This is a genomic window from Halobacillus sp. BAB-2008 (genome assembly GCF_000328325.1).
GTDB lineage: Bacteria > Bacillota > Bacilli > Bacillales > Halobacillaceae > Halobacillus.
Window position 1 is genome coordinate 26,376 of the sequence record NZ_ANPF01000034.1, and the last position, 19,434, is coordinate 45,809.

The window sequence follows — 19,434 nt, forward strand, 5'->3', positions numbered from 1 at the left end:
ACCTCCTTATTACTTTTGTTTGATTATACTTCTTTAACTGTAACTAGGTGAGACACCTTTTTAGCCATACCTCGGATCGCTGGGTTATCTTCAAGTACGACAGTTTGACGGATCTTATTCAGACCTAGCGCCTTGACAGTAGAGCGCTGATCCTGCGGTCTACCAATAACACTGCGCGTGAGGGTAATTTCTAACTGTTTAGCCATTTTATTTCCCTCCTTATCCTACAGTTCTTCTACAGACTTACCACGAAGTCTAGCGACGTCTTCCGCACGCTTAAGCTCGCTAAGTCCAGTGATTGTAGCACGCACCATGTTGATTGGTGTGTTAGAACCAAGTGACTTAGAAAGGATGTCTTGAACACCTGCAAGCTCAAGTACCGCACGTACTGGTCCACCTGCGATAACTCCTGTACCTTCTGCAGCTGGTTTCATAAGAATGCTTCCAGCGCCGAAGCGTCCAGTGATTTCGTGTGGGATTGTCGTGTCCTTAACTGGAACTGTAATTAGATTTTTCTTCGCGTCATCGATGGCCTTCTTGATAGCTTCTGGTACCTCTTGGGCTTTACCTGTACCAAAACCTACATGACCATTTTTATCTCCGACTACTACTAGTGCAGCAAAACGGAAGCGACGTCCACCTTTTACTACTTTAGCTACGCGGTTGATCGTAACTACGCGTTCTTCAAGATCAAGTTTGTTAGGGTCGATGTTTGTAATCATTTATGTCCCTCCTTTGGCTATTAAAATTCTAGGCCTGCTTTGCGAGCGGCTTCAGCTAGAGCTTTCACACGTCCATGATACAAGTAACCGCCACGGTCGAATACAACAACTTTAAAACCGTTGTCGATCGCACGTTTCGCTACCATTTCACCGACTTTTTGTGCAGCTTCTACGTTGCTTGTGTTATCAAGATCGAAACCTTTGTCTACAGTAGATGCGCTAGCAACTGTAACCTGTGCTTCATCGTTGATAAGCTGAGCGTAAATGTGGTTGTTAGAGCGGTACACGTTCAAACGAGGACGTTCTGCTGTACCGAAAACATTCTTACGTACGCGAGCATGACGCTTCTTACGTACGACATTCTTGTCTGCCTTCGTGATCATCTGGGTCACTCCTTTCTATACGTTACATTAAGACTTACTTAGCTGTCTTACCTTCTTTTCTGCGTACATGTTCGCCTTCGTAGCGAATTCCTTTACCTTTGTAAGGCTCTGGAGGACGGATTGCACGAATCTTCGCTGCAACAGCGCCGACTAGTTCTTTATCGATACCTTTAACGATTACTTTCGTGTTCGTCGGTACTTCGATTTCGATGCCTTCACGGTTTTCCACTTCAACCGGGTGAGAGTAACCAGCGTTGATGACTACTGTCTGACCCTGTTTCTGTGCACGGTAACCTACACCGATGATTTCAAGGCTCTTTTCGTAACCTTTAGATACACCTTCAACCATGTTTCCGATCAGGCTGCGTGTAGTTCCGTGAAGTGCACGGTGATCTTTATGATCGCTTGGACGAGATACGCTTAGTACGTTGTCCTCGATCTTAACTGTGATGTCCTGGTGGAATGTACGAGTCAATTCCCCTTTAGGACCTTTCACTGTGATTGTATTGTTATCCTGAGTGATTTCTACACCTTCAGGAATTTCAAGTGTTTTTAAACCTACGCGAGACATATTGTTGCACCTCCTGTCTGATCTGTTTTTTTACCAGACGTAAGCTAGAACTTCGCCACCGATGGCTTGTTCACGAGCTTCTTTGTCTGTCAATACACCTTTAGAAGTAGATACGACGGCTACACCAAGACCGTTAAGAACTTTTGGAAGTTCTTCAGCATTAGCGTAAACGCGAAGACCTGGTTTACTGATACGCTTCACACCAGTAATTACGCGCTCGTTGTTTTGACCGTACTTAAGGAAGATGCGAAGGACGCCTTGCTTGTTGTCTTCAACAAATTCGTAGTCACGTACAAAACCTTCACGCTTAAGGATATCAGCGATTTCTTTTTTCACGTTGGAAGCTGGAAGCTCAAGCTTCTCGTGACGCACCATGTTAGCGTTACGAATACGTGTCAGCATATCTGCAATTGGATCTGTCATTGTCATAACTCATTTACCTCCTTCCCTGTTAGGGGTTTACCAGCTGGCTTTTTTGACACCAGGGATTTGTCCTTTATATGCAAGTTCACGGAAACAAATACGGCAAAGCTTAAACTTACGAAGTACGGAGTGTGGACGTCCGCAACGTTCACAGCGAGTGTATTCTTGTACTTGGTACTTCGATTTACGCTGTTGCTTCGCGACCATTGATTTTTTAGCCACTATTTTCCCTCCTTAATGTTAGCTCATTATTTTTGGAACGGCATTCCGAATTGAGCTAATAGTTCGCGCGCTTCTTCATCAGAATCAGCAGTTGTAACGATAACGATGTCCATGCCGCGCACTTTACTTACTTTATCGTAGTCGATTTCTGGGAAAATCAATTGCTCTTTAACACCTAGTGTGTAGTTTCCACGACCGTCGAAAGCTTTCTTAGAAATACCACGGAAGTCACGCACACGCGGTAGAGATACTGCGACTAGCTTGTGGAAGAATTCGTACATGCGCTCACCGCGAAGTGTAACCTTCGCACCGATCGGCATACCTTCACGCAGACGGAATCCTGCAATTGATTTCTTAGCTTTAGTGATAACTGGCTTCTGACCAGTGATTAGAGTCAACTCTTCTACTGCTGTATCCAGTGCTTTTGCGTTCTGAACCGCATCACCAACACCCATGTTGATAACGATCTTCTCGATCTTAGGTGTTTGCATAATAGATTCATATTCAAATTTGTTCATCAACGATGGAACAATTTCTTCTTTATATTGTTTCTTTAGTTCGTTCATCGTGTGGCCCTCCTTTCCTCTATGGGTTATTTATCTAGCGCTTCACCAGATTTTTTCGCGATACGAACTTTTTTGCCGTCCTCGACTTTGTATCCAACACGTGTTGGCTCGCCAGTCTTTGGATCGATTGGCATAACGTTTGATACGTGGATCGGTGCTTCTTGTGTCAAGATACCCCCCTGTGGGTTATCTTGAGAAGGTTTAGCGTGTTTCTTAACTTCGTTCACACCTTCAACAAGGACACGATCTTTCTTTGGATAAGCTTCAAGGATTGTACCTTGCTTGCCTTTATCCTTACCAGTAATAACCATTACTTTGTCACCTTTTTTTACGTGCATGCTTCGCGCACCTCCTTAACAAGGCATTTCATTCAGGTTTTACAATACTTCTGGAGCTAGAGATACAATCTTCATGAATTTAGCATCACGAAGTTCACGAGCTACCGGTCCGAAGATACGAGTACCGCGTGGGCCTTTATCATCACGCACGATTACTGCTGCGTTTTCATCAAAACGGATGTAAGAACCATCTTTACGGCGAACTCCACTCTTAGTACGGACGATGACGGCTTTAACTACCTCACCTTTTTTAACAACGCCCCCTGGTGTTGCTTGTTTCACAGTAGCAGTGATGATATCACCGATGTTGGCTGTTTTACGACCTGATCCACCCAAAACTTTGATGGTTTGGATTTCACGAGCGCCGGAGTTATCTGCAACTTTAAGACGAGATTCCTGTTGAATCATACCATGTAACCTCCCTTCGGATTAAATCCGAGCGAACTTTTATTAGATAATGACAGACTCTTCAACAACGTCTAGCAAACGGAAACGCTTGGATGCGGATAGTGGACGAGTTTCCATAATACGCACGATATCGCCGTTTTTAGCTTGGTTGTTTTCGTCATGTGCTTTAAGCTTTTTAGAGTACTTTACGCGCTTGCCGTAAAGCTTGTGGAACTTATAAGTTTCTACTAAAACTGTGATCGTTTTGTCCATTTTGTCAGATACGACACGGCCAGTATAAACTTTACGATTATTACGTTCAGTCATGTGAGGGTGACCTCCTCTCATCTATTAGTTATTTACGCCTAGCTCACGTTCACGAGCAACAGTCTTCATACGAGCGATAGACTTACGAACCTCACGGATACGTGCAGTGTTCTCAAGTTGACCTGTTGCCAATTGGAAGCGTAGGTTGAAAAGTTCTTCTTTAAGAGACTTAACTTTTTGTTCAATTTCGGCAGTGGTTAATTCACGGATCTCATTAGCCTTCATTGATTTCACCACCAATTTCTTCACGTTTTACGAACTTCGTACGGATCGGCAGCTTGTGTGAAGCAAGACGCAACGCTTCGCGTGCAACTTCTTCTGATACACCTGCGATCTCGAACATAATTTTCCCTGGTTTCACTACAGCTACGAAACCTTCTGGAGCACCTTTACCGGAACCCATACGTACTTCTAGGGGTTTAGCAGTATAAGGCTTATCTGGGAAGATTTTAATCCATACTTTACCGCCACGCTTCATGTAACGAGTCATCGCGATACGCGCTGCCTCGATTTGGCGGGCTGTGATCCAAGCACGATCAATTGCTTGCAAACCATATTCACCGAAAGCTACTTCAGTACCGCCTTTTGCACGGCCTTTTAAGCTTGTACGGTGTTGACGACGATATTTAACACGTTTAGGCATTAACATAATGCTTTTCCCCCTTCCTTACTTGTTTGATTTAGTTGGAAGGACTTCGCCACGATAAATCCACACTTTGACACCAAGCTTACCGTAAGTTGTGTCTGCTTCTGCAGTTCCGTAATCGATATCTGCACGAAGTGTGTGTAGTGGTACTGTTCCTTCACTGTAATATTCAGCACGAGCGATGTCTGCTCCGCCTAGACGGCCAGATACTTGAGTACGAATACCTTTCGCTCCTGCACGCATAGCGCGTTGGATTGTTTGTTTCTGAGCACGACGGAAAGATACGCGGTTTTCCAATTGACGTGCGATATTGTCAGCTACAAGAGTAGCGTCAAGATCAGGCTTTTTCACTTCAACGATGTTGATGTGAACACGTTTGCCGCTCAGTTGATTTAGTGCTTTACGAAGTGCTTCAACTTCGGAACCACCTTTACCGATAACCATTCCTGGTTTAGCTGTGTGTACAGTAATGTTCACACGGTTAGCTGCGCGTTCGATTTCGACTTTGGAAAGGGCAGCATCTTTAAGACGGTTTTCAACATATTCACGAATCTTAATGTCTTCATGTAACAAGTCTGCATAGTCTTTGCCAGCGTACCACTTGGATTCCCAGTCGCGGATTACGCCGATACGAAGACCAATCGGATTAATTTTTTGACCCACTGATTATCCCTCCTTTTTTTCTGATACGACCACTGTGATGTGGCTTGTGCGTTTGTTGATTTGGCTTGCGCGGCCCATTGCGCGAGGGCGGAAACGTTTAAGAGTTACGCCTTCGTTTACAAACGCTTCGGAAACGTACAAGTTTTCCGTGTCCATTTCATAGTTGTGTTCTGCGTTGGCGATCGCGGAGTTAAGAAGTTTCTCAACTACCGGAGAAGCGCCGCGGTTGTTCAAACGAAGTGTAGCCAGAGCTTCACCTACATTTTTTCCTCGAATTAAATCAATTACCAAACGAGCTTTACGAGGAGCGATTCGAACGGTTTTAGCAACTGCTTTAGCTTGCATTAGAGTGCCTCCTCTCTATATTAACGTTTTGTTTTCTTATCGTCGCCAGAGTGTCCTTTGAACGTACGGGTTGGCGCGAATTCACCAAGTTTATGACCTACCATGTCTTCAGTCACATAAACTGGCACGTGTTTACGACCGTCATAAACGGCAATTGTGTGTCCCACAAAGTTAGGGAAGATAGTAGAACGGCGAGACCATGTCTTCACGACCTGTGTTTTGCTATCTTCGTTCAACTTTTCGACTTTCTTCATCAAGTGATCATCTACAAAAGGTCCTTTTTTCAAGCTGCGGCCCATGAAATAACCTCCCTTCGCGATTGGAAGACGGGTTTAATTGCCCGCCCGACAATCCCGTTATTTTTTACCGCGTCTACGTACGATATATTTATCAGACGGCTTGTTGCGTTTTCTCGTTTTGTATCCAAGAGTTGGTTTACCCCATGGAGATACAGGAGATGGACGACCGATTGGCGCACGTCCTTCACCACCACCGTGTGGGTGATCGTTAGGGTTCATTACAGAACCACGAACTGTAGGGCGTTTACCTTTCCAACGAGAACGTCCTGCTTTACCTACGCTGATAAGTTCGTGCTCAAGGTTACCAACTTGACCGATTGTTGCACGGCAAGTGCTTAGTACCAAGCGAACTTCACCGGAAGTAAGACGTACTAGTGTGTACTTCTCTTCACGACCAAGGATTTGTGCTGAAGCGCCTGCAGAACGTACAAGCTGTCCTCCGCGTCCTGGCTTCAATTCTACGTTGTGTACGACAGTACCAACTGGAATGTCTTTCAGTTGAAGTGCGTTACCTGGTTTGATATCCGCGCCTTCACCAGAAATGATTTCCGTTCCTACCTTGATTCCTTTTGGAGCAAGGATGTAACGTTTTTCACCATCAACATAGTTGATTAGTGCAATGTTAGCGGAGCGGTTTGGATCGTACTCGATTGTAGCAACGCGTCCAGGTATTCCATCTTTATCACGTTTGAAGTCGATGATACGATATTGACGCTTGTGGCCACCGCCCTGATGACGAACTGTCAGCTTACCTTGGTTGTTACGTCCACCTTTTTTGTGAAGTGGAGCGACAAGGGAGCGTTCAGGTTTATCAGTTGTAATTTCAGCGAAATCAGATACTGACATGTGTCGACGACCGTTTGTAATTGGTCGGAACTTTTTAATCGCCATCTTTTTTCCCTCCTTCTTTAGTCAAATGTTTTATTTAAACTTCGAAGAATTCTAGTTCTTCGCTGTCCTGAGTCAAAGTAATGATTGCTTTCTTACGGTCAGAACGATAGCCGCCGTAACGACCCATACGCTTGAATTTACCTTTAAGGTTCATTGTGTTGACAGAAGCAACACTTACACCAAAGATTTCTTCGACTGCATCTTTGATCTCAGTCTTGTTAGCTTTTGTGCTAACTTCAAACGTATATTTCTTTTCTCCCATAAGATCAGCAGAATGTTCAGTAATGACAGGGCGCTTAATAATATCGCGTGGTTCTTTCATTATGAGAGCACCTCCCCTGCTTTTTCAGCTGCTTCCTTCGTTAGGATCAGCTTGTCATGCGTTAGCAAGTCTAACACACTTACTTCTTCTACAGGAAGACTTTTCACTGTAGGGATGTTGTTAGCTGATAGAGTAACATTTTCATCTTTGCCAGCCGTTACGATCAATGCTTTTTCATTGACGTCCAACGCTTTAAGCATGTTTACTACCTCTTTAGTCTTCGGAGCTTCTAGAGAAAGGCTTTCAAGAACGATGATGTTCTCTTCCTTCACTTTAGAAGAGTAAGCAGACTGAAGAGCTAGACGACGTACTTTTCTAGGCATTGTGTAGCTGTAGCTGCGTGGTGTAGGACCGAATACAGTTCCACCGCCAACCCATTGTGGTGAACGGATAGACCCTTGACGTGCACGGCCTGTACCTTTTTGACGCCATGGTTTACGGCCACCGCCGGATACCTCAGAACGTCCTTTTACTTTGTGTGTGCCTTGGCGAAGGTTCGCGCGCTGCATCAACACAGTTTCGTGTAATACGTGAGTATTAGGTTCAATACCAAAAACGGCATCGTTCAGTTCGATTTCTCCAACGTTGGATCCGCCTTGGTTTAATAGTGCTACTTTAGGCATGACATATCCTCCCTTCGTTTATTATTTGCTAGCCTTAATTGCACTTGTAATCTTAACGTAAGATTTTCTTGCGCCTGGAACATTACCTTTGATAAGTAGTAGATTACGCTCAGCGTCCACTTTTACTACTTCAAGGTTTTGTAGAGTTACTTGTTCGCCACCCATTTGTCCAGCAAGGTTTTTACCTTTGAATACTTTAGATGGGTCTGCACCTTGTCCCATAGAACCGGAACGACGGTGGTAGCGGGAACCGTGACTCATTGGTCCGCGGGATTGGTTGTGGCGCTTGATTGCACCTTGGAAACCTTTACCCTTGGAAGTTCCTGTAACGTCAATTACGTCACCAGCTTCAAAAATATCTACTTTAACCTCTTGACCTAGTTCGAAGTCGTCAAGGTTAGAATTACGGAATTCACGAATGTAGCGCTTAGGTGTTGTGCTTGCTTTATCAGCGTGCCCTTGAGCAGCTTTCTTCAAGCGGTTAGACTTTTCGTCAGCAAAACCTAGTTGAATCGCTTCGTAACCGTCGTTTTCAGTTGTTTTCTTTTGAAGAACAACGTTCGGCTCAGCCTGAACAACTGTTACTGGGATCAATTCGCCATCTTCGGAGAAGATTTGAGTCATACCGACTTTACGTCCTAAGATTCCTTTCGTCATCCGTTACACCTCCTATTATTTATCAGATTAATTTATAGTTTGATTTCGATATCCACACCAGATGGTAGATCCAAACGCATCAATGAATCAACTGTCTGTGGTGTCGGATTAACAATGTCGATAAGACGTTTGTGTGTGCGCATTTCGAACTGCTCACGAGAGTCTTTATACTTGTGCGTCGCACGAAGTACTGTGTAGATAGAACGCTCTGTAGGAAGCGGAATCGGACCTGATACGTTAGCACCGGAACGCTTCGCTGTGTCTACGATCTTTTCTGCGGACTGATCCAACACTCTGTGATCATACGCTTTTAAACGAATACGAATTTTCTCTTTTGCCATTATGTTCCCTCCTTCTTCGCCCATTTTTAAAATAGACATTCTCCGCGAAAAAAACTTGACTACCCGCCATGGCAAAGGGGCCGGGTGTGTCAACAACCTTTCGCTTCATCGCCTTTTATGACCAACATTATTCATTATATAGAAGAAATGCGGTCATTGCAAGGATAAATCAACATTTAATTTATCCGCAAGCACTTTTCACATTATACTAGCGAACCGCGTCAAATTCAACCCCGACAGCACATGCGCACGAATAGAAAAAGCGAGCAAAGGCCAAGGCCTATGCTCGCTTGTATTCATAGCTTCTAATTACTTAGTAATTGTAGAAACTACGCCTGAACCTACTGTACGTCCACCTTCACGGATAGAGAAACGAGTACCGTCTTCGATCGCGATTGGGGAGATAAGTTCAACTGTCATTTCAACGTTGTCCCCAGGCATAACCATTTCTACGCCTTCAGGAAGTTGAATAACACCAGTTACGTCCGTAGTACGGAAGTAGAACTGTGGGCGGTAGTTAGAGAAGAATGGAGTGTGACGTCCACCTTCGTCTTTAGCTAGTACATAAACTTCAGCTTTGAAGTTTGTGTGTGGAGTGATAGAACCAGGCTTAGCTAGTACTTGTCCACGGTTGATATCTTCACGGCTTACACCACGAAGAAGTGCACCGATGTTGTCTCCAGCTTCTGCATAGTCAAGAAGCTTACGGAACATTTCAACACCAGTTACAGTAGTTTTGCTGGACTCTTCAGCCATACCGATGATTTCGATTTCGTCACCGACTTTAACTTGTCCACGCTCAACACGACCTGTAGCAACTGTACCACGACCAGTGATAGAGAATACGTCCTCAACTGGCATCATGAATGGCTTGTCAGTGTCACGGTCTGGAGTTGGGATGTTTTCGTCAACAGCATCCATTAGATCGAAGATCGCTTGCTCATACTTCTCATCGCCTTCTAGGGCTTTAAGAGCAGAACCGCTGATTACTGGTACGTCATCGCCAGGGAAGTCGTACTCAGAAAGAAGATCACGAACTTCCATTTCAACTAGTTCAAGAAGCTCTTCGTCGTCTACCATGTCAACTTTGTTCAAGAATACAACGATAGCTGGAACACCTACGTTTTTAGAAAGTAGGATGTGCTCACGAGTTTGTGGCATTGGACCGTCAGCTGCAGATACAACTAGGATCGCGCCGTCCATTTGAGCAGCACCAGTGATCATGTTCTTAACGTAGTCAGCGTGACCTGGGCAGTCAACGTGTGCGTAGTGACGAGTTTCTGTTTCGTACTCAACGTGTGCAGTGGAGATTGTGATTCCACGCTCGCGCTCTTCTGGAGCACCGTCGATCATGTCGTATGCCATAGCTTCACCAGAACCAGATTTCTTGTGAAGTACAGTAGTGATCGCTGCCGTTAGAGTAGTTTTACCGTGGTCAACGTGTCCGATAGTACCAATGTTAACGTGGGACTTGGACCGGTCGAATTTTTCTTTAGCCATTGTATATTTCCTCCTTTAAAATAAGTGAAAGTTCATTTGATTTATGATGAAGCAAAGGAGTGAAAGCCACTCCTGTGCTTACAATACAAGTTATACTTTAACTCGTTTAAAAAATCAATTATTGACCAGCATTTTTCTTGATGATTTCCTCAGAGATGCTCTTAGGAACTTCTTCGTAGTGGTCGAAGTGCATAGTGTACGTACCGCGACCTTGTGTGTTGGAACGCAATGCTGTAGCGTAACCGAACATTTCAGATAGTGGAACATACGCTTTAACCACTTGTGCATTACCACGAGTTTCCATACCATCAACACGTCCACGACGGGATGTTACGTCACCCATGATATCGCCCATGTATTCCTCAGGAATAACAACTTCTACTTTCATCATCGGTTCAAGTAGAACAGGCTTACACTTGTTTTTAGCTTCTTTAAGTGCCATGGAAGCGGCAACTTTAAAGGCCATTTCGTTGGAGTCGACATCGTGATAAGAACCATCATAAAGAGTCGCTTTGATGTCTACCATAGGGTAACCAGCCAATACACCATTTTCCATAGACTCTTTAATACCTTGTTCTACAGATGGAATGTATTCACGTGGTACAACACCACCAACGATCTTGTTGACGAATTCAAATCCAGCGCCTTCTTCGTTAGGCTCGAATTCAACCCATACGTGACCGAATTGTCCACGACCACCGGATTGACGTACGAACTTACCTTCAACTTGCGCACTTCCGCGGAATGTTTCGCGGTAAGCAACTTGTGGAGCACCAATGTTCGCTTCAACTTTGAACTCACGCTTCAGACGGTCAACTATGATATCAAGGTGAAGCTCACCCATACCAGCGATGATTGTTTGTCCTGTTTCCACGTTAGTCTCTGTTTGGAACGTTGGATCTTCTTCAGCAAGTTTACCAAGGGCAATGGACATTTTATCTTGGTCTGCTTTGGATTTAGGTTCGATAGCTACAGAGATTACAGGCTCAGGGAATTCCATTGATTCAAGAATAACTAGGTTCTTCTCGTCACAAAGAGTGTCACCTGTACCAGTATCTTTAAGTCCTACCGCACCAGCGATATCTCCTGCATATACAGTAGAGATCTCTTCACGAGAGTTGGCGTGCATCTGTAGGATACGACCTACACGCTCACGCTTACCTTTCGTAGAGTTCTGAACGTATGATCCAGAGTTAAGTGTACCAGAGTACACGCGGAAGAATGTAAGTTTACCAACGTAAGGGTCTGTTGCGACTTTGAAAGCCAATGCAGAGAATGGCTCTTTGTCGTCAGCCTTACGGACAACTTCTTCTTCTGTTTGTGGAACGTGTCCTTCAATTGGAGGAACATCCAGTGGAGATGGAAGGTAGTCGATGACACCGTCGATCAACAGCTGAACACCTTTGTTCTTGAAGGCAGAACCACAGAACACAGGGTAGAATTCAACACTTAGAGTCGCTTTACGAATTGCTTCTTTCAGCTGATCGTTCGTGATTTCTTCTCCCTCAAGGTATTGCATCATCAAGTCTTCATCAAGTTCTGCAACAGCTTCTACAAGCTTGCCGCGGTACTCTTCGGCTTGATCTTTGTACTCATCAGGAATTTCACGCGCTTCTGCACGAGTTCCCAAATCGTCCATGTAGAAATATGCTTCCATGGTTGTAAGGTCAATGATTCCTTCGAAGTCATCTTCCGCACCAATAGGAAGTTGAACAGCAGCTGCATTAGCTCCCAGACGGTCTTTCAACGTGCCAAGGGAGTAGATGAAGTCAGCGCCGATTTTATCCATCTTGTTGATGAATACGATACGTGGAACACCGTAAGTTGTAGCCTGACGCCAAACAGTTTCTGTTTGAGGCTCAACACCAGACTGTGCATCAAGAACGGCTACGGAGCCATCTAGTACACGAAGAGAACGTTCAACTTCAACAGTGAAGTCTACGTGTCCAGGAGTGTCAATGATGTTGATACGGTGGCCTTTCCACTGAGCAGTTGTCGCAGCGGAAGTAATTGTAATTCCGCGCTCCTGTTCCTGCTCCATCCAGTCCATTTGGGAAGCTCCTTCGTGAGTTTCACCAATTTTGTGGATACGTCCTGTGTAGAAAAGAATACGCTCTGTCGCCGTTGTTTTACCAGCGTCGATGTGAGCCATGATCCCGATATTACGAGTCTTTTCCAAGGAGAACTCTCTAGCCATGCATCTTTCTCCTTCCTGTTTGAACAGTTATTTTTGTGGTTATTACCAACGGTAGTGAGCGAAAGCTTTGTTCGCTTCTGCCATTTTGTGCATCTCTTCACGACGCTTCACAGAAGCACCAGTGTTGTTTGCTGCATCTAGAATTTCGTTAGCTAGACGCTCTTCCATTGTTTTCTCTCCGCGAAGACGCGCATAGTTAACAATGAAGCGCAAACCTAGAGCCTGACGACGTTCTGGACGAACTTCAACAGGAACCTGATAGTTGGATCCACCTACACGACGAGCGCGTACCTCCAATACAGGCATGACGTTCTTCATAGCTTGATCAAATGTTTCCATAGCATCGTTACCGCTACGTTCTTGAACAAGTTCGAACGCTTTATAAAGGATTTTTTGAGCTTTTCCGCGCTGCCCATCGACCATGATTTGGTTGATCAAGCGAGTAACAAGCTTAGAGTTGTACATCGGATCAGGCAACACATCACGCTTAGCTACAGGACCTTTACGTGGCATACGTTCCCCTCCCTTCCTCAAATGGTTTATTTAAGCGATATTTACATATCGATTATTTTTTAGCTTTAGGTTTCTTCGTACCGTATTTAGAACGGCCTTGCATACGCCCATCAACGCTTGCAGTGTCAAGAGCACCACGTACGATGTGGTAACGCACACCTGGTAAGTCTTTAACTTTACCGCCACGGATAAGAACAACACTGTGCTCTTGAAGGTTGTGGCCGATACCAGGGATGTACGCGTTAACCTCTAGTTGGTTAGTTAGACGAACACGCGCATACTTACGTAGGGCGGAGTTCGGCTTCTTAGGTGTCATAGTACCAACACGTGTACAAACACCACGTTTTTGTGGAGAAGAAAGATCTGTCATACGCTTTTTATAGCTGTTGTAGCCTTTGTTCAAAGCAGGTGAACCAGACTTCTTCGTTTTGCTCACGCGTCCTTTACGCACCAATTGGTTAATTGTTGGCATGATTGTATCCTCCCTTCATTCTTAATACCACACATCCAGGTGGTTCATAAAAAGGCAAAAAACAAAGTTTTCGCGCCAAAACGCCAAAACTTTATTGCTTTATCGCCACTGTAGCCGCGCCAACATCAATACCGCACGCATCCCCTAGCTCCTTCATAGACGGAACCGTCGTATGGGGAATGTTCAGTTGGTTGGCCAGTTTAGCTACTTTTAAGGTCATCGACTGATCTGCATCTTCAGCCGTTATGACTTCATCCACTTCACCATTTTTCATGGCTTTCAGTGTCTGTTTGGTTCCAATGATTATATCGGATTTAGCCTGTGCTACTTTATCATAAGACATCTGCATATCCTCCAAAGTAACAAGGATAAATGGAAGCACCTTGATTATATTATCACTCACCCAAATGCATGTCAACTGCATCTGGGTGAGTTTTTGGTGCTTCTTTAAAATTTACCCTTTGTTAACCTGTATATCTCTATTAAGAGTGTGTTACTTCTTCTGTTGGTTCGGAAGCACCCTGCTTCTGAGCCTCGGATTGAGCTTGAATCTTACGGTATCTAGTCATACCCGTACCTGCCGGGACAAGTTTACCGATGATTACGTTCTCCTTCAGTCCAAGAAGCTCATCACGCTTACCTTTGATTGCTGCATCAGTCAAGACACGAGTTGTCTCCTGGAAGGATGCGGCAGACAAGAAGCTGTCTGTTTCAAGGGATGCTTTTGTAATACCAAGGATGACCGGACGACCAACAGCCGGCTGTCCGCCTTCGAGAAGCACTTTTTGGTTGGCTTCTTTGAACTGGTGTATCTCAAGAAGGGATCCTGGCAATACATCTGTATCTCCAGAATCAAGAACACGCACTTTACGAAGCATCTGGCGTACCATTACTTCCACGTGCTTATCAGAAATTTCTACCCCTTGCATACGGTAAACTTTCTGTACTTCCTTAAGAAGGTATTCCTGTACACCGTCAAGCCCTTTGACTGTAAGAAGCTCTTTCGGATCGATGGAACCTTCTGTAAGTGCCTCCCCGGACTTCACTTCATCACCGACAGCAACTCTCATACGAGCGCCGTATGGTGCTGTGTAAGACCGTGATTCAACAGAACCTTGGATGACGATTTCCTGCTTCTCTTTCACTTCATTCACTTCGTGGACGGTTCCGTCGATTTCCGTGATGACAGCTTGACCTTTAGGGTTACGCGCTTCAACGATCTCCTGGATACGTGGAAGACCCTGCGTAATATCATCTCCGGCTACCCCACCTGTGTGGAAGGTACGCATTGTAAGCTGAGTACCTGGTTCACCAATGGACTGCGCTGCGATGATTCCAACTGCTTCACCCACTTCGACTTCATCCCCTGTTGCCAGGTTACGTCCGTAACACTTCTTACACACTCCGTGTTTCGTGTTACACGTGAACGCTGTACGGATAACCACTCTTTCAACGCCTGCTTCGACAATTTGACGAGCAGCATCTTCAGAGATTACTTCATTACGACCCACAAGGACAGCGCCTGTTTCCGGATGCTTCACTTTCTGGAAGGAAGTACGTCCGATCAAACGGTCGATGAGGGGTTCAATAATTTCTGTACCCTCTTTAAGAGCTGTAACAGGAAGACCTCTGTCTGTACCACAGTCATCTTCACGTACGATGACGTCCTGCGCTACATCAACAAGACGACGAGTCAGGTAACCTGAATCGGCAGTCTTAAGGGCTGTATCGGCAAGACCTTTACGTGCACCGTGAGTAGAGATGAAGTATTCAAGTACAGTCAGACCTTCGCGGAAGCTGGACTTGATTGGAAGTTCAATGATACGACCAGCCGGGTTGGCCATAAGACCACGCATACCCGCAAGCTGCGTAAAGTTAGATGCGTTACCACGTGCTCCGGAATCACTCATCATGAAGATCGGGTTACGCGGATCCAGTGACTGCATCAAGCGGCCCTGAATATCATCTTTCGCTGCTGACCATATGTCGATGACACGATCATAGCGTTCCTCTTCCGTAATTAGACCACGACGGAACTGTTTCAAGACTTTGTCGACTTTCTCCTGAGCTTCATCAAGAATTTCTTGTTTCTCAGGAAGTACGACGACGTCGGATACACCGACAGTGATACCCGCTTTCGTAGAATAAGCGAAACCGAGATCCTTCATTCTATCAAGCATCTTGGACGTTTCACTGATGGAGAAGCGTTTGAATACTTCTGCGATGATATCTCCAAGGATGCCTTTCTTGAACGGCGCTACTTCTTCACGCTTAGCAATCTCTTCACGGATATTCGTTCCTTTATCCACGAAGTAGTGATCTGGTGTCTTGATTTCCAAGTTCTCTTTCGTAGGCTCGTTCATGTATGGGAACGAAGCCGGAAGCATTTCGTTGAAAATCAATTTACCAACGGAAGTAAGAAGAAGCTGACCGTTTTGTTTTTCTGTAAATGTTTCATTGTTCAAGGAGCTCGCTTGAACGGCTACACGTGTGTGCAGATGAGCATATCCATTCTGGTAAGCCATCAACGCTTCGTTCAAGTCTTTCACTACCATACCTTCTCCAATTGCGCCTTCACGCTCAAGAGATAGATAGTAGTTACCAAGTACCATATCCTGTGAAGGAGTTACAACCGGTTTTCCATCCTTAGGGTTAAGGATGTTCTGTGCAGCAAGCATCAAGATACGTGCTTCCGCCTGTGCTTCAGAAGACAATGGTACGTGAACCGCCATTTGGTCACCATCGAAGTCGGCATTATATGCTGTACATACGAGCGGGTGAAGACGGATTGCGCGTCCTTCTACAAGCGTTGGTTCAAAGGCCTGGATTCCGAGGCGGTGCAACGTTGGTGCACGGTTAAGCAGAACCGGGTGCTCTTTGATGACGTCTTCGAGGACGTCCCATACTTCATGGTGAACGCGTTCGATCTTACGTTTCGCAGATTTGATGTTATGTGCTAATCCGCGGGACACCAATTCTTTCATTACGAATGGCTTGAACAGCTCAAGCGCCATTTCTTTCGGAAGTCCACATTGATACATTTTCAAAGATGGACCTACGACGATTACAGAACGACCAGAGTAGTCAACACGTTTACCAAGAAGGTTTTGACGGAAACGACCCTGCTTACCTTTCAGCATGTGAGAAAGGGATTTAAGCGGACGGTTACCCGGTCCTGTTACCGGACGGCCGCGACGGCCGTTATCAATCAAAGCATCGACAGCTTCTTGAAGCATACGTTTCTCGTTTTGAACGATAATCGTAGGTGCTCCAAGGTCAAGCAGACGTTTCAAACGGTTGTTACGGTTGATAACACGACGATAAAGGTCGTTCAAATCAGATGTCGCGAAACGACCACCATCCAGTTGAACCATCGGACGAAGTTCCGGTGGAATGACCGGAAGCACGTCAAGGATCATCCAAGATGGATCGTTTCCTGAGTGACGGAAAGATTCAAGCACTTCAAGGCGCTTGATCGCACGTGTGCGGCGTTGTCCCTGAGCTGTTTTGAGCTCTTCTTTCAACACTTCAACTTCACCGTCAAGATCTATATCATAAAGTAATTTACGGATGGCTTCTGCACCCATAGCGGCCTGGAAACCTTGACCGAACTTCTCACGGTACGTACGATACTCTTTCTCAGAAAGCAGCTGCTTTCTCTCAAGAGATGTTTCGCCCGGTTCTGTAACGATATAGGCTGCGAAGTAAATAACTTCTTCCAGCGCTCTTGGGGACATGTCCAGGACAAGACCCATCCGGCTAGGGATTCCTTTGAAGTACCAGATGTGAGAGACAGGGGCAGCTAATTCCAAGTGCCCCATACGCTCACGACGTACTTTTGCTTTCGTTACTTCTACTCCACAGCGGTCACAAACGACGCCTTTATAGCGGACGCGCTTGTATTTCCCACAGTGACATTCCCAGTCTTTTTGTGGGCCGAAGATACGCTCACAGAAAAGACCGTCTTTCTCGGGTTTCAACGTACGATAGTTGATGGTTTCCGGCTTCTTCACTTCTCCATAAGACCAAGAACGAATCTTATCCGGTGAAGCGAGGCCGATTTTCATATACTCAAAGTTGTTTACATCTAGCAAGGGGCCTACCTCCCTTTTAGTATCCAGGTTTTCCCTAAGCTTAGAACACGAGCTACAGCAGTGTTTCTATCTTAATCGTCTAAGTTCAAATTCTCGGATTGTTTGGTTTCTTCTTCTTCAATATCGCGCATTTCGATTTCCTGCTCATCACCATTTAGAATCTTCACGTCCATACCGAGACTTTGAAGCTCTTTAATAAGAACTTTGAAGGACTCAGGTACGCCTGGTTCTGGAACATTGTCACCTTTGACGATAGCTTCGTATGTTTTCACACGTCCAACGACGTCATCGGATTTGACCGTCAAGATTTCTTGAAGTGTATATGCGGCACCGTATGCTTCCAGTGCCCAAACCTCCATCTCACCGAAACGCTGTCCACCGAATTGTGCTTTACCACCAAGCGGCTGCTGCGTAACAAGTGAATAAGGTCCGGTAGAACGAGCGTGAAGCTTGTCGTCGACCATGTGCGCCAGTTTGATCATGTACATGACACCGACAGAAACACGGTTATCGAAAGGCTCACCTGTACGTCCGTCGTAAAGGATCGTTTTCGCATCACGTGCCATGCCAGCTTCCTGCAATGTTTCCCAAACGTCTTCCTCACGAGCACCATCGAATACTGGAGTTGCCACTCTCTGACCCATCAAACGGGCGGCCATACCTAAGTGAAGTTCCAACACTTGTCCGATGTTCATACGTGACGGTACACCAAGCGGGTTCAACATGATGTCTACAGGAGTACCATCCGGTAGGAAAGGCATGTCTTCTTCTGGAAGAATCTTGGAAATAACACCTTTGTTACCGTGACGGCCGGCCATTTTATCCCCTTCAGAAATCTTACGTTTCTGAACGATATAAACACGAATCAACTGGTTGACCCCTGGTGGCAGCTCGTCTCCATCTTCGCGATTGAAGATCTTAACATCAAGAACGATTCCGCCGGCTCCGTGCGGTACACGCAAGGATGTATCGCGGACTTCACGGGCTTTCTCTCCGAAGATTGCGTGAAGCAAACGTTCTTCTGCCGACAATTCCGTTACACCTTTAGGCGTAACTTTACCAACAAGAAGATCTCCGTCACTTACTTCTGCTCCGACACGAATGATGCCGCGATCATCAAGATCTTTAAGTGCATCTTCCCCGACGTTCGGAATATCACGAGTGATTTCTTCCGGTCCAAGTTTCGTATCACGAGCTTCCGATTCATATTCTTCAATATGGATCGACGTATAGACGTCATCTTTAACAAGTCGCTCACTCATGATGATGGCATCCTCATAGTTGTAACCATCCCATGTCATGAATGCAACCAGCGGGTTCTGTCCAAGCGCCAGCTCACCCATATCCATGGAAGGACCATCAGCAAGGATTTCTCCTTTTGTAACACGGTCACCTTTAGCGACAATCGGACGCTGGTTGTAACAGCTTCCTTGGTTGGAACGGATGAACTTCTGCAGACGGTAACGATCCACGTCGCCTTCTACTTCTTTGCCGTCTACTTCAGAAATGCGGCGTACGCGAACTTCTTTCGCTTCGACACGCTCAACAATTCCTTCGTGTCTACAGATGACAGCGGCACCGGAGTCTTTACCGGATACATATTCCATACCTGTTCCGACTAAAGGTGCATCCGGTTTAAGCAATGGCACTGCTTGACGTTGCATGTTCGCACCCATCAAGGAACGGTTGGAGTCATCGTTTTCCAAGAAAGGAATACAAGCCGTCGCTGCAGATACAACCTGCTTAGGTGATACATCCATGTAATCAATACGATCACGGCTTACGACCGTGTTCTCCCCACGGAAACGGGAAATAACTTCTTCGTCCATGAAACTTCCGTCATCACCAAGCTTCGCGTTAGCTTGTGCTACGACGTAGTTATCTTCTTCATCAGCAGTAAGGTAATCAATTTGGTCGGTTACTTTGTTCGTA

The 19,434-nt window shown here is 45.5% G+C and carries 27 protein-coding genes; all 27 read right to left on the minus strand.

The features are described from left to right. Positions 1 to 23: 23 nt before the first annotated feature. Positions 24 to 206, minus strand: coding sequence for a 50S ribosomal protein L30 (gene rpmD / locus D479_RS08945; RefSeq protein WP_008636039.1), 183 nt, complete (start codon positions 204 to 206; stop codon positions 24 to 26). A gap of 18 nt (positions 207 to 224) precedes the next feature. Then, positions 225 to 719 carry a 30S ribosomal protein S5 gene (gene rpsE / locus D479_RS08950; RefSeq protein ID WP_201276727.1) on the minus strand — a complete coding sequence of 165 codons (495 nt, stop codon included), beginning with the start codon at positions 717 to 719 and terminating at the stop codon, positions 225 to 227. A 23-nt stretch (positions 720 to 742) separates the two neighbouring features. Further along, entirely contained in the window at positions 743 to 1,105 is a 363-nt protein-coding gene (gene rplR / locus D479_RS08955) for a 50S ribosomal protein L18 (RefSeq protein WP_008636044.1), read from the minus strand. Positions 1,106 to 1,139: 34 nt separating this feature from the next. After that, positions 1,140 to 1,676: a 50S ribosomal protein L6 gene (rplF, locus tag D479_RS08960; RefSeq protein ID WP_008636046.1), complete on the minus strand. Its 537-nt coding sequence runs from the start codon at positions 1,674 to 1,676 to the stop codon at positions 1,140 to 1,142. 30 nt (positions 1,677 to 1,706) lie between these two features. Beyond that, positions 1,707 to 2,105, minus strand: a complete 399-nt coding sequence (rpsH, locus tag D479_RS08965) for a 30S ribosomal protein S8 (protein WP_008636048.1) — start codon at positions 2,103 to 2,105, stop codon at positions 1,707 to 1,709. A gap of 30 nt (positions 2,106 to 2,135) precedes the next feature. Next, positions 2,136 to 2,321: a type Z 30S ribosomal protein S14 gene (locus D479_RS08970; RefSeq protein WP_008636049.1), complete on the minus strand. Its 186-nt coding sequence runs from the start codon at positions 2,319 to 2,321 to the stop codon at positions 2,136 to 2,138. A 26-nt stretch (positions 2,322 to 2,347) separates the two neighbouring features. Beyond that, positions 2,348 to 2,887: a 50S ribosomal protein L5 gene (gene rplE, locus D479_RS08975; RefSeq protein ID WP_008636050.1), complete on the minus strand. Its 540-nt coding sequence runs from the start codon at positions 2,885 to 2,887 to the stop codon at positions 2,348 to 2,350. 26 nt (positions 2,888 to 2,913) lie between these two features. After that, positions 2,914 to 3,225, minus strand: a complete 312-nt coding sequence (rplX, locus tag D479_RS08980) for a 50S ribosomal protein L24 (protein ID WP_008636051.1) — start codon at positions 3,223 to 3,225, stop codon at positions 2,914 to 2,916. 39 nt (positions 3,226 to 3,264) lie between these two features. Then, positions 3,265 to 3,633, minus strand: a complete 369-nt coding sequence (gene rplN / locus D479_RS08985) for a 50S ribosomal protein L14 (RefSeq protein WP_008636052.1) — start codon at positions 3,631 to 3,633, stop codon at positions 3,265 to 3,267. Positions 3,634 to 3,675: 42 nt separating this feature from the next. After that, entirely contained in the window at positions 3,676 to 3,939 is a 264-nt protein-coding gene (gene rpsQ / locus D479_RS08990) for a 30S ribosomal protein S17 (RefSeq protein ID WP_008636053.1), read from the minus strand. A gap of 24 nt (positions 3,940 to 3,963) precedes the next feature. Further along, the gene (gene rpmC / locus D479_RS08995; protein ID WP_008636054.1) at positions 3,964 to 4,164 is read right to left on the minus strand and encodes a 50S ribosomal protein L29; all 201 of its coding nucleotides are present in this window, start codon (positions 4,162 to 4,164) and stop codon (positions 3,964 to 3,966) included. Beyond that, the gene (gene rplP / locus D479_RS09000; protein WP_008636056.1) at positions 4,154 to 4,588 is read right to left on the minus strand and encodes a 50S ribosomal protein L16; all 435 of its coding nucleotides are present in this window, start codon (positions 4,586 to 4,588) and stop codon (positions 4,154 to 4,156) included. Before rplP ends, rpmC begins: the two co-directional genes overlap by 11 nt. A gap of 18 nt (positions 4,589 to 4,606) precedes the next feature. Next, entirely contained in the window at positions 4,607 to 5,248 is a 642-nt protein-coding gene (gene rpsC / locus D479_RS09005) for a 30S ribosomal protein S3 (protein ID WP_008636059.1), read from the minus strand. A gap of 3 nt (positions 5,249 to 5,251) precedes the next feature. Continuing rightward, entirely contained in the window at positions 5,252 to 5,593 is a 342-nt protein-coding gene (rplV, locus tag D479_RS09010; RefSeq protein WP_008636060.1) for a 50S ribosomal protein L22, read from the minus strand. A gap of 20 nt (positions 5,594 to 5,613) precedes the next feature. Then, on the minus strand, positions 5,614 to 5,892 hold the full coding sequence (rpsS, locus tag D479_RS09015) for a 30S ribosomal protein S19 (RefSeq protein ID WP_008636061.1): 279 nt from the start codon (positions 5,890 to 5,892) through the stop codon (positions 5,614 to 5,616). 57 nt (positions 5,893 to 5,949) lie between these two features. Continuing rightward, positions 5,950 to 6,783 (minus strand): 50S ribosomal protein L2, encoded by an 834-nt coding sequence (rplB, locus tag D479_RS09020; protein WP_008636062.1) that lies wholly within the window; start codon positions 6,781 to 6,783, stop codon positions 5,950 to 5,952. Positions 6,784 to 6,817: 34 nt separating this feature from the next. Further along, on the minus strand, positions 6,818 to 7,105 hold the full coding sequence (rplW, locus tag D479_RS09025) for a 50S ribosomal protein L23 (protein ID WP_008636063.1): 288 nt from the start codon (positions 7,103 to 7,105) through the stop codon (positions 6,818 to 6,820). Beyond that, positions 7,105 to 7,728: a 50S ribosomal protein L4 gene (gene rplD, locus D479_RS09030; RefSeq protein WP_008636064.1), complete on the minus strand. Its 624-nt coding sequence runs from the start codon at positions 7,726 to 7,728 to the stop codon at positions 7,105 to 7,107. The genes rplW and rplD overlap by 1 nt, the downstream gene beginning before the upstream one ends. 21 nt (positions 7,729 to 7,749) lie before the next feature. Further along, positions 7,750 to 8,385, minus strand: coding sequence for a 50S ribosomal protein L3 (gene rplC, locus D479_RS09035; protein ID WP_008636065.1), 636 nt, complete (start codon positions 8,383 to 8,385; stop codon positions 7,750 to 7,752). A 32-nt stretch (positions 8,386 to 8,417) separates the two neighbouring features. Then, complete coding sequence (gene rpsJ, locus D479_RS09040) at positions 8,418 to 8,726, minus strand: 30S ribosomal protein S10 (RefSeq protein ID WP_008636067.1); 309 nt, start codon at positions 8,724 to 8,726, stop codon at positions 8,418 to 8,420. Between the two features lie 309 nt (positions 8,727 to 9,035). Next, on the minus strand, positions 9,036 to 10,226 hold the full coding sequence (tuf, locus tag D479_RS09045) for an elongation factor Tu (protein WP_008636068.1): 1,191 nt from the start codon (positions 10,224 to 10,226) through the stop codon (positions 9,036 to 9,038). Between the two features lie 118 nt (positions 10,227 to 10,344). Then, the gene (gene fusA, locus D479_RS09050) at positions 10,345 to 12,423 is read right to left on the minus strand and encodes an elongation factor G (RefSeq protein WP_008636069.1); all 2,079 of its coding nucleotides are present in this window, start codon (positions 12,421 to 12,423) and stop codon (positions 10,345 to 10,347) included. A gap of 42 nt (positions 12,424 to 12,465) precedes the next feature. Continuing rightward, positions 12,466 to 12,936 (minus strand): 30S ribosomal protein S7, encoded by a 471-nt coding sequence (rpsG, locus tag D479_RS09055; protein WP_008636070.1) that lies wholly within the window; start codon positions 12,934 to 12,936, stop codon positions 12,466 to 12,468. 52 nt (positions 12,937 to 12,988) lie between these two features. Continuing rightward, complete coding sequence (gene rpsL / locus D479_RS09060; RefSeq protein ID WP_008636071.1) at positions 12,989 to 13,408, minus strand: 30S ribosomal protein S12; 420 nt, start codon at positions 13,406 to 13,408, stop codon at positions 12,989 to 12,991. Between the two features lie 91 nt (positions 13,409 to 13,499). Beyond that, positions 13,500 to 13,751, minus strand: a complete 252-nt coding sequence (locus D479_RS09065; protein WP_008636072.1) for a 50S ribosomal protein L7ae-like protein — start codon at positions 13,749 to 13,751, stop codon at positions 13,500 to 13,502. A gap of 139 nt (positions 13,752 to 13,890) precedes the next feature. Next, positions 13,891 to 17,502 (minus strand): DNA-directed RNA polymerase subunit beta', encoded by a 3,612-nt coding sequence (gene rpoC, locus D479_RS09070; RefSeq protein WP_008636073.1) that lies wholly within the window; start codon positions 17,500 to 17,502, stop codon positions 13,891 to 13,893. Between the two features lie 71 nt (positions 17,503 to 17,573). Beyond that, positions 17,574 to 19,434 (minus strand): DNA-directed RNA polymerase subunit beta (locus D479_RS09075; protein WP_008636075.1); only part of this gene is annotated, 1,861 nt, incomplete at its 5' end.

Coding starts and splice junctions, on each gene's coding strand:
- rpmD (WP_008636039.1), bottom strand. CDS start 206: ATGGCTAAACAGTTAGAAATTACCCTCACGCGCAGTGTTATTGGTAGA.
- rplR (WP_008636044.1), bottom strand. CDS start 1,105: ATGATCACGAAGGCAGACAAGAATGTCGTACGTAAGAAGCGTCATGCT.
- rplF (WP_008636046.1), bottom strand. CDS start 1,676: ATGTCTCGCGTAGGTTTAAAAACACTTGAAATTCCTGAAGGTGTAGAA.
- rpsH (WP_008636048.1), bottom strand. CDS start 2,105: ATGACAATGACAGATCCAATTGCAGATATGCTGACACGTATTCGTAAC.
- rplE (WP_008636050.1), bottom strand. CDS start 2,887: ATGAACGAACTAAAGAAACAATATAAAGAAGAAATTGTTCCATCGTTG.
- rplX (WP_008636051.1), bottom strand. CDS start 3,225: ATGCACGTAAAAAAAGGTGACAAAGTAATGGTTATTACTGGTAAGGAT.
- rplN (WP_008636052.1), bottom strand. CDS start 3,633: ATGATTCAACAGGAATCTCGTCTTAAAGTTGCAGATAACTCCGGCGCT.
- rpsQ (WP_008636053.1), bottom strand. CDS start 3,939: ATGACTGAACGTAATAATCGTAAAGTTTATACTGGCCGTGTCGTATCT.
- rpmC (WP_008636054.1), bottom strand. CDS start 4,164: ATGAAGGCTAATGAGATCCGTGAATTAACCACTGCCGAAATTGAACAA.
- rplP (WP_008636056.1), bottom strand. CDS start 4,588: ATGTTAATGCCTAAACGTGTTAAATATCGTCGTCAACACCGTACAAGC.
- rplV (WP_008636060.1), bottom strand. CDS start 5,593: ATGCAAGCTAAAGCAGTTGCTAAAACCGTTCGAATCGCTCCTCGTAAA.
- rpsS (WP_008636061.1), bottom strand. CDS start 5,892: ATGGGCCGCAGCTTGAAAAAAGGACCTTTTGTAGATGATCACTTGATG.
- rplB (WP_008636062.1), bottom strand. CDS start 6,783: ATGGCGATTAAAAAGTTCCGACCAATTACAAACGGTCGTCGACACATG.
- rplW (WP_008636063.1), bottom strand. CDS start 7,105: ATGAAAGAACCACGCGATATTATTAAGCGCCCTGTCATTACTGAACAT.
- rplD (WP_008636064.1), bottom strand. CDS start 7,728: ATGCCTAAAGTAGCACTATTAAACCAAGGCGGATCCAACGTTGGAGAA.
- rplC (WP_008636065.1), bottom strand. CDS start 8,385: ATGACGAAAGGAATCTTAGGACGTAAAGTCGGTATGACTCAAATCTTC.
- rpsJ (WP_008636067.1), bottom strand. CDS start 8,726: ATGGCAAAAGAGAAAATTCGTATTCGTTTAAAAGCGTATGATCACAGA.
- tuf (WP_008636068.1), bottom strand. CDS start 10,226: ATGGCTAAAGAAAAATTCGACCGGTCCAAGTCCCACGTTAACATTGGT.
- fusA (WP_008636069.1), bottom strand. CDS start 12,423: ATGGCTAGAGAGTTCTCCTTGGAAAAGACTCGTAATATCGGGATCATG.
- rpsG (WP_008636070.1), bottom strand. CDS start 12,936: ATGCCACGTAAAGGTCCTGTAGCTAAGCGTGATGTGTTGCCTGATCCG.
- rpsL (WP_008636071.1), bottom strand. CDS start 13,408: ATGCCAACAATTAACCAATTGGTGCGTAAAGGACGCGTGAGCAAAACG.
- D479_RS09065 (WP_008636072.1), bottom strand. CDS start 13,751: ATGTCTTATGATAAAGTAGCACAGGCTAAATCCGATATAATCATTGGA.